We start from the raw sequence: 1,122 nt of genomic DNA on the forward strand, positions 1-1,122 counted from the left end.
CGAACACGCAACCTGGCGCTTGACGAAGACGGCCCCGGTCCGCGACGCCCTCGGGGTCCTGGCCACCAACGCCATCCACACCCTCGGGGGCCCCGACCGCGGCCGCGTCAAGAACTGCGAAGGCCCCGGCTGCGCCGGACTCTTCCTCGACACGAGCCGCGGATCCAACCGACGCTGGTGCTCCATGAACACCTGCGGCAACAAGGTCAAGAAGTCACGCCTCGCAGCGAACCGACCCGACAAAGCCGCGGTCAGGCGCCCGAGCCGGTAGTGCTACAGACCATCGAAACCGCGCTGCACATCGTTCTGCACGAACTGGAGAAGCTCGGCGAATCCGACGGTGGCGCTGGTTAATTCGATTGATGCGTTTGGCCGATCTCCGCCCGGGTAGGTCGAGAGCGGGTTGCGCTCGCCGCAGCCCATCCGCCGAAGCGAGAAAGGAGATGCTCATGAGCGCCACCGACAAGGCCAAGAACAAATCCGAAGAACTCCGCGGTAAGGCCAAGGAGAAGTTCGGTGCGGCCACGAACGACCCCGAGCGTGAGCAAGAAGGCAAGATCGACCAGGTGAAATCCGACCTGAAGTCGGCGGGAGAGAAGGTCAAGGACGCCTTCAAGCACTGACCTGGTACCGCGACCGTTCAGAGAGACGATCACTCGCAATGCCGTACGACAGCATGCTTGTTAGCGAAGTGATCATTCGGGTAAGCGGTGGTCAGAGGAGGTGCAAAGACATGGTTGCGCTACTGCTCGTGCTGCTGCTCGTCCTGGTTCTGTTCGGAGCGGGTTTCGCGCTGAAAGCCTTGTGGTGGGCCGCGGTCGTGGTGCTGGTGCTGTGGATCCTCGGATTCTTCTTCGCCAGTTCCGACGCGGCCGGGACCCGAAAACGTTGGTACCGCTGGTGAATCAGCAGTATGGCCGGGGTTCGTGTGCCCGGCCGAAACAGTCAGAACGTGGCGCGATAATTCACCGGTGTTCGATACCGCCGACTTCTCGGTCAAGCCCACGCTGATCGGCTCGAAAGTGATCCTGCGGCCGTTCGTTTCCGATGACCTCGACGCGATCGTGGCAGCGCTGCGCGATCCCGACGTCCGCCGGCTCACCGGCACCGTCCACGACGAGA

The 1,122-nt window shown here is 62.9% G+C and carries 3 protein-coding genes; all 3 read left to right on the plus strand.

Features of this window, described 5'->3' with window-relative positions; all coding sequences use genetic code 11:
• Positions 1-271, plus strand: a 271-nt coding sequence (locus tag ACIRS4_RS38315; RefSeq protein WP_404204910.1) for a CGNR zinc finger domain-containing protein, incomplete at its 5' end; no start/stop codon positions are given.
• A 178-nt stretch (positions 272-449) separates the two neighbouring features.
• Positions 450-623 carry a CsbD family protein gene (locus ACIRS4_RS38320; protein ID WP_404204912.1) on the plus strand — a complete coding sequence of 58 codons (174 nt, stop codon included), beginning with the start codon at positions 450-452 and terminating at the stop codon, positions 621-623.
• A gap of 110 nt (positions 624-733) precedes the next feature.
• Positions 734-904 carry a hydrophobic protein gene (locus ACIRS4_RS38325; RefSeq protein ID WP_404204915.1) on the plus strand — a complete coding sequence of 57 codons (171 nt, stop codon included), beginning with the start codon at positions 734-736 and terminating at the stop codon, positions 902-904.
• The last annotated feature ends 218 nt before the right edge of the window (positions 905-1,122 follow it).

The sequence above is a fragment of the Streptomyces sp. NPDC101166 genome (genome assembly GCF_044768125.1).
Classification (GTDB): domain Bacteria; phylum Actinomycetota; class Actinomycetes; order Streptomycetales; family Streptomycetaceae; genus Streptomyces.

Excerpts from the sequence above, each read along its gene's own strand:
- ACIRS4_RS38325 (WP_404204915.1), top strand. The coding sequence starts at position 734 with ATGGTTGCGCTACTGCTCGTGCTGCTGCTCGTCCTGGTTCTGTTCGGA.
- ACIRS4_RS38320 (WP_404204912.1), top strand. The coding sequence starts at position 450 with ATGAGCGCCACCGACAAGGCCAAGAACAAATCCGAAGAACTCCGCGGT.